Here is a 6689-nt window from a genome sequence, read left to right on the forward strand (position 1 = left end):
CGGCCGGGTGTCCTGTCCGGATGGCGGGGGGCCATGTCAGCCTGAAGGCCTGAACCGCCAGCGGGACGCAAGCGCCCCCAGATGACAGGGCGTCCCTTCCAGCAACACGGGCACCAGCCAGAGCTCTCCTTCACGCACCCAATAGAGGGCATTCTGGCCAAATCGGGCGGCCAACCGGATCGCCTCTGGCAGCGAAAGCGGCAACAACAGAGACGCCTCCTGCCAGCGCCCATCCTCATCGCTCCCCCAGACCTCTCCCATGACGGGACACTCGCCCACTTGCCGGACAAGGGCTCGCTGGCGACGGGCATTGCGGCGCAGCCCCACCCACTGGCTGGCCGGGTTCCAGGCCGTGACAATGGCATAGGCTGGGCAGTTGGGGGGTGCAAAGGGGGCGATGAAGCACACTTTTCTGTAGTTTTCCCACAAAGTCATGTCAACCACATGTTACATCCCATTACATTTATTAAGGGCGAAAAAGCGGGTCAGCCCAAGTATGATGCTGCGAACTCGGGGATTGACTTATATCAAAGCTGAGTTAAAAAGTTGCTATCTGACGGCAAAGAGTGTTGTTATGCGCCTGTTAACTGATAAAATGCAGCAACTTTTGTAATGGACTACCTCTCCGGGCTTCTCTTGTTCAGACTTGTTGAGAGCCCATGTACGGCACAGGGATGCTTGCCGACATAGTTACCAAATTCGCGATGATTCGACCTGATATTCATACCCAGGATGACGTAATAAATTTTCAGGACCGGTCGGATAACGCCAAAGAGTGTTAAAATTTCGATAATTAACTGATAAGAATCTGGGAATACTCATGCAAACACCACATATTCTGATCGTCGAAGACGAGCTGGTCACCCGCAACACCCTCAAGAGCATCTTCGAAGCCGAAGGCTACATCGTGCTGGAAGCCAACAACGGTGACGAGATGCACCAGGCCCTGACCAGCCACACCATCAACCTGGTGATCATGGACATCAACCTGCCGGGCAAGAACGGCCTGCTGCTGGCGCGCGAGTTGCGTGAAGATGACAACATCGCCCTGATGTTCCTGACCGGTCGCGACAACGAAGTGGACAAGATCCTGGGGCTGGAGATCGGCGCAGATGACTACATCACCAAGCCGTTCAATCCCCGTGAACTGACCATCCGTGCCCGCAACCTGCTGAGCCGCACCATGAACGTGGCCGCCGGTGGCGAAGAGAAGAAGCTGGTGGAACGTTATCTGTTCAATGGCTGGGCCCTGGACATCAACAGCCGCGCCCTGGTCAGCCCGGCAGGGGACATGTTCAAGCTGCCCCGCTCCGAGTTCCGCGCCATGCTGCATTTCTGCGAGAACCCGGGCCAGATCCAGACCCGTGCCGAGCTGCTCAAGAAGATGACGGGCCGCGAACTCAAGCCCCACGACCGCACCGTGGACGTGACCATCCGCCGTATTCGCAAGCACTTCGAGAGCGTGGGCGACACCCCGGAGATCATCGCCACCATCCATGGCGAAGGCTATCGCTTCTGCGGCGAGCTGGAGCAGGAGTAATCCTCCCCACTCCCGAGTTGAAAAGGCGCCCTGTGGCGCCTTTTCCATGTCTGCAAGTCGCCCCCAGGCAACTTGCCCCTCAAAAAATGCACAACAAAAAGCCCACTCGCAGGAGTGGGCTTTTTGTGTGAAGACTGGAGCGGGCAGCGGGAATCGAACCCGCATCATCAGCTTGGAAGGCTGAGGTAATAGCCATTATACGATGCCCGCTAGGCATCAAAACTTGCTTGGTGTGATGGGGAATCCCCACGACAGACAGCCATCTGGCTGATATGGACAACGGCGCGTGCCGCTATCTGGAATGTGGAGCGGGTGATGGGAATCGAACCCACGTATGCAGCTTGGGAAGCTACCGTTCTACCATTGAACTACACCCGCGTCAGTGGCCTCTACTATATGCATTTTGCCGCCGAGCGCAATCACCGACCTCGCATTTTTTGCCATAAATCAAGCTGTTCGGCCAACTAATGAGCATGAAGCCGATTTTTCACACAATGATGTTCCTCCGCCCGGTTCTGCAAGGTTGCCAAGCCGTGGGGGCGACGATAGTCTTGCGCCACTCGTTTGAGGAGGGTGGTAATGGACAAGAACAGACAGAAACATCTCTATGGCTGGTTGCGCAAACAATCGGGCCATGGTCGGCGCTGGATCGGCATCTCCATCGCCTTCGGGCTGGGTCAGGGCGTCCTGATGGTGATGCAGGCCTGGTTGCTGGCGACCCTGCTGCACGGTTTCATCATCGAAGGCTCCACGCCGGAGCACTCCGCCCCCCTCTTCATCAGTCTGTTGCTGGTGACCCTGACCAAGGCGGCCCTGGCCTATGGCCGCGAGGTGGCGAGTTTCAAGGCGGGCAGTGCGGTGCGCCAGGCCATCCGCGAGCTGGTACTCACCCGCCTCGCCAGGCTCGGCCCTGCCTATATCCAGCGTCGCCCCGCCGGTAGCTGGGCCAGCCTGCTGCTCGAGCAGATCGAAGAGATGCAGGACTTCTTCTCCCGCTATCTGCCCCAGATGGCCATCGCCGTCTTTATTCCCCTGGTGATCCTGGTCTCCGTGTTCCCGGTCAACTGGGCGGCGGGCCTCATTCTGCTCGGCACGGCCCCCCTCATTCCTCTCTTCATGATCCTGGTGGGGGTGGGTGCCGCCGATGCCAACCGCCGCAACTTCCAGTCGCTGGCGCGCCTCTCAGGCCACTTCCTCGATCGCCTGAAGGGACTTCGCACCCTGCAGCTTTTCATGCGTACCCGGGCGGAAGGGGAGGCCATCCGCGATGCATCGGAAGATTTTCGCGAGCGCACCATGGAGGTACTGCGCCTCGCCTTCCTGAGCACGGCCGTGCTGGAGTTCTTCGCCGCCATCGCGGTGGCCCTGGTGGCCGTCTACTTCGGTTTCTCCTACATCGATCACCTCAATTTTGGCAGCTATGGCGTCAAGGTCACCCTCTTTACCGGCCTGTTCGTGCTCTTCCTCGCCCCCGAGTTCTACGCGCCGCTGCGGGAACTCGGTGCCCACTATCACGCCAAGGCACAGGCCATTGGCGCCGCCGAACAACTGCTGGAATTTCTCGAGGCCGACGTGAGCGAACCCGCCTCCGGGACGCTCCCTTTCCATGCGGATGGCCCCGTCAAGGTAGAAGCCCGCAGCCTGGAAGTGCTGAGCGCCGAGGGCAAGGTGCTGGTCGGTCCCCTCGATTTCACGCTGGAAGCCGGCACGCGCACCGCCCTGGTCGGCATCAGCGGCGCGGGCAAGAGCTCCCTGGTCAATGCCCTGCTCGGTTTTGCCCCCTATCGCGGTTCCCTGTGCGTCAACGGAGTGGAACTTCGTACCCTGGACATCAGCCAGTGGCGCCAGCAGCTAGGCTGGCTCTCCCAGAATCCCCAACTCTTCCACAGCTCCCTGCGGGACAACCTGCTTCTGGCCAGACCATCCGCCAGCGACGCCGAGCTGGAATCCGCGCTCAAGCGCGCCCAGGCCTGGGAGTTCGTCAACGAGAAAGGGCTGGACTATCGGGTCGGGGATCAGGCGGGCGGTCTCTCCGTCGGCCAGGCCCAGCGCATCGCCCTTGCCCGTACCCTGCTCAAGACGACCCAGATGATGGTGCTGGATGAACCCACTGCCAGCCTGGATCGCCATTCTGAGCGAGCCGTCATGAGCGCCCTCGAACAGGCCGCACAAGGTCAGACCCTGCTGATGATCACCCACCGCCTCGATCAGCTCAGCCAGATGGACAACATCCTGGTGCTGGCGCACGGCAAGCTGGTGGAGCAGGGACGTTTTGCCGCACTCGGCGAGGCCCAGGGCCCCTTCGCCCGCCTCCTGTCGCAATCCCAAGGTTTCGGAGACTCTCTCGATGACTGATCTATTGCCGTTCCTGCGCCTTTATCGCCAGCACTGGCTCAGCCTCTCCATCGGCCTGCTGCTGGCCCTGGTCACCCTGGTGGCCGGCATGGGCCTGCTCTCCCTCTCCGGCTGGTTCCTCTCCGCCGCCGCCGTCGCCGGGCTGGCGGTCGCCACCCGAGACACCTTCAACTACATGACCCCTGCGGGGGGCGTGCGTTTCTTCTCCATCGTGCGCACCGCCAGTCGCTGGGGCGAGCGGGTCGTGAGCCACGACGCCACCTTCCGGGTGCTGACCCGGCTGCGGCTCTGGTTCTGGCAAAAGCTCTCCCCTCTCTCCCCCGGCTCCCTTGCCGGTTTTCGCCAGGCTGACCTGCTCAACCGTCTGGTGGCCGACATCGATGCCATGGATCACGTCTATCTGCGCCTCATCACCCCCATTGGGGCGGCGCTGCTGAGCTGCCTCGGGCTGGTCTTCTTCCTCTCCTTCTTCGATGGTCGCCTGGCGCTGACGCTGGGAGCCATTCTACTCTTTGGCATGCTGGCCTTGCCCCTGGTCTTCTATTTTGCCGGGCGCGCGCCGGGCCGCCAGCTCATCGCCGAGAAGTCCAACCTGCGCACCCGCATGGTGGACTATCTGGACGGCCAGGCCGAACTGCAGATGTTCGCCGCCGCTCCCGAGGCGCTCACCGGATTGCAGCAGGCGGAGCAGGCCCTGATCCGGGCCCAGGCCCGCATGGCCCGCGTCAGCGGCCTGGCCGCCTTCTCGGTGCAGTTGCTGAGCGGCTGGACTCTGACCCTGATGCTCTGGCTGGCCGGTCACGGCGTCGGTGGCAATGCCCCTGACCCCATCACGGCACTCATGGTGTTCGCTACCCTGGCGAGCTTCGAGGCGCTGCTGCCGCTGGCCGGTGCCTTCCAGCACCTCTCCACCAGCCTCACCTCCGCCCGCCGTCTCAACGAGATCCTGCAAGAGGCCAAGGCGCCGGAGTGGGGAGCACAGCAAGCCCCCGCTGCCCGGGGTGCCGTGCAGATAAGCGACCTGTATTTCACCTATCCAGGCCAGGATGCACCCGTGCTGCAAGGGTGCACCCTGCAACTGCATGCCGGAGAGAAGCTGGCGCTGCTGGGGCAGACCGGCTGTGGCAAGTCCACCCTGATGGGGTTGCTGACCCGGGAGTGGACGGCCCTATCGGGGGAGATCCTGCTCGATGGCAAGCCCCTCACCGATTACAGCGAAGAGGCGCTGCGCGCCTCCTGCTCCGTGGTGAGCCAGCGGGTCCACCTGTTTGCCGATACCCTGCGTGGCAACCTCACCCTGGCCGCCCCCGGAGCCAGCGACGAACGGCTCATCGAGGTACTCACCCAGGTGGGGCTCGGAACTCTGCTGCGCGATGAGGGTGAGCAGGCCGAACAGGGACTGGATGCCTGGCTCGGGGATGGCGGGCGTCCGCTCTCCGGCGGGGAGCGCCGCCGCATCGGCATCGCCCGCGCCCTGCTCCACGATGCACCGCTCTGGCTGCTGGACGAGCCCACCGAAGGGCTCGATACCCAGACCGAACGGGAGATCATGGATCTGCTGCTGACCCTGGGGGCGGATCGCACCCTGCTGCTCATCTCCCACCGCCTGCTGGGGCTGGAACGGATGGACAGGGTAGCCCTGATGGAAGAGGGTCGCATCCGTCTGTGTGCCCCCCACCAGGAGCTGCTGGAAGATGATCACTACCGCAGCCTGCACCGGCGGCTGGCCCCCGCCTGATCCGGGATCGTCTCGCTACAATCCATTGATATGGCTAAAAATGGGGCTGGTCGCCATCGGCGACTGCCCCCTATAATGGCCCACTCGCCACCCAACAAGATGCCGATATGAAACGCCTGATCCTGATGATGCCCCTGATTGCCTCCGGTTGCGCCGACTTCGCCTTCAACAGCAATCTGGACAAGGAAAACTTCGACGAGTACTTCAAGCCGGGGAGCGTGCGGATCTACGAGCAGAGCGAGCTCGCCGACCTCAACTACCTCTATCTCGGCACCGTCGAGGGGGAATCCTGCCAGAGCGATGCCAATCAGGCGGTGCCCAATGCCGGTGAAGCCCGCACCCTGGCCCGCCGCCGCGTGGCGGACATGGGGGGCAACGGCGTCAGCTTCGACAAGTGCGCCGAGTTCAGCGACGTGCCCGGCTGCCTGAAGCAGGTGATCTGCTACGGTCAGGCGCTGAAAGTGGCCGAAGAGAAGTAAGTCCTGCCATGGCGATCGCCATCGTGCGACTCGGCAGCCCCCGCCTCGAGGATGAGGGGCTTCGCATCGGCACCGTGCGTCGCCCCCCTCGCGGCGTGCCCAAAGCGGCGTTCGCCAGCCAGGATTGGTACGACGTCTGGTTCCCCAATCTGGCCCCCAGCGCCGAGACCATGAAACTCGGTCAGGCTGCCGACACCCCGGCCCGGTGGACCGCCTTCTGCAAGCAGTACAAGGCCGAGATGGCCGCCCCGGCCGCGAAGCACGATCTGGCCCTGCTGGCCGCCCTCTCCCACACCACCCATTTCTCGGTGGGGTGCTACTGCGAACAGGAGTCCCGCTGCCATCGCAGTGTGCTGAGGCCCCTGCTGGCCGAGGCGGGTGCGGTGCTGCGCTGAGCGCCCGTCATGGATGAACACCCCACATGAGAAGAGGGCACCCCAGGGTGCCCTCTTCTTTATGATGTCGGCTAGGCTGTGTTCTCAAAATGCTGGTTTTCTGTCCACACATAACTCGCGCAAGTAGCGAAGGCAGAAAGCCAGTTTGATAAAGGCTGCAAAACTCTTGGCTAGCTTTTCAT

General features: G+C 62.4%; 6 protein-coding genes, 2 tRNA genes and 1 pseudogene. 5 read left to right on the top strand and 4 right to left on the bottom strand.

All coding sequences use genetic code 11. The features are described from left to right. Positions 1-36 precede the first annotated feature (36 nt). Positions 37-435 carry a DUF3293 domain-containing protein gene (locus PG883_RS11535; protein ID WP_128297171.1) on the bottom strand — a complete coding sequence of 133 codons (399 nt, stop codon included), beginning with the start codon at positions 433-435 and terminating at the stop codon, positions 37-39. A gap of 385 nt (positions 436-820) precedes the next feature. Between PG883_RS11535 and arcA the strand changes: the two genes are divergently transcribed. Further along, entirely contained in the window at positions 821-1540 is a 720-nt protein-coding gene (arcA, locus tag PG883_RS11540) for a two-component system response regulator ArcA (RefSeq protein WP_010673581.1), read from the top strand. A 135-nt stretch (positions 1541-1675) separates the two neighbouring features. On the opposite strand, the gene PG883_RS11545 is transcribed toward arcA, so the two are convergent. Continuing rightward, positions 1676-1750, bottom strand: a tRNA-Gly gene (locus PG883_RS11545). A 94-nt stretch (positions 1751-1844) separates the two neighbouring features. Continuing rightward, positions 1845-1918: transfer RNA gene (locus PG883_RS11550), tRNA-Gly, on the bottom strand. 201 nt (positions 1919-2119) lie between these two features. Here PG883_RS11550 and cydD point away from each other — a divergent pair. The 4 genes from cydD (at position 2120) to PG883_RS11570 (ending at position 6507) form a co-directional block, all read left to right on the top strand. Beyond that, a complete protein-coding gene (gene cydD / locus PG883_RS11555) occupies positions 2120-3895 on the top strand; it encodes a heme ABC transporter permease/ATP-binding protein CydD (protein WP_045523929.1) in 1776 nt (591 codons plus the stop codon). Continuing rightward, entirely contained in the window at positions 3888-5633 is a 1746-nt protein-coding gene (cydC, locus tag PG883_RS11560; protein WP_128297172.1) for a heme ABC transporter ATP-binding protein/permease CydC, read from the top strand. Before cydD ends, cydC begins: the two co-directional genes overlap by 8 nt. A gap of 107 nt (positions 5634-5740) precedes the next feature. Next, positions 5741-6112 (top strand): Rcs stress response system protein RcsF, encoded by a 372-nt coding sequence (gene rcsF / locus PG883_RS11565; protein WP_010673578.1) that lies wholly within the window; start codon positions 5741-5743, stop codon positions 6110-6112. Between the two features lie 8 nt (positions 6113-6120). Further along, positions 6121-6507: a DUF488 domain-containing protein gene (locus tag PG883_RS11570; RefSeq protein WP_102948740.1), complete on the top strand. Its 387-nt coding sequence runs from the start codon at positions 6121-6123 to the stop codon at positions 6505-6507. Between the two features lie 84 nt (positions 6508-6591). Here the strand turns inward: PG883_RS11570 and PG883_RS11575 are convergent. After that, a pseudogene (locus PG883_RS11575) lies at positions 6592-6689 on the bottom strand (IS5-like element ISAs34 family transposase); the annotation flags it as partial.

The organism is Aeromonas sp. QDB25 (genome assembly GCF_027707725.1).
In the GTDB taxonomy this organism is placed as follows: Bacteria; Pseudomonadota; Gammaproteobacteria; order Enterobacterales; family Aeromonadaceae; genus Aeromonas; species Aeromonas caviae.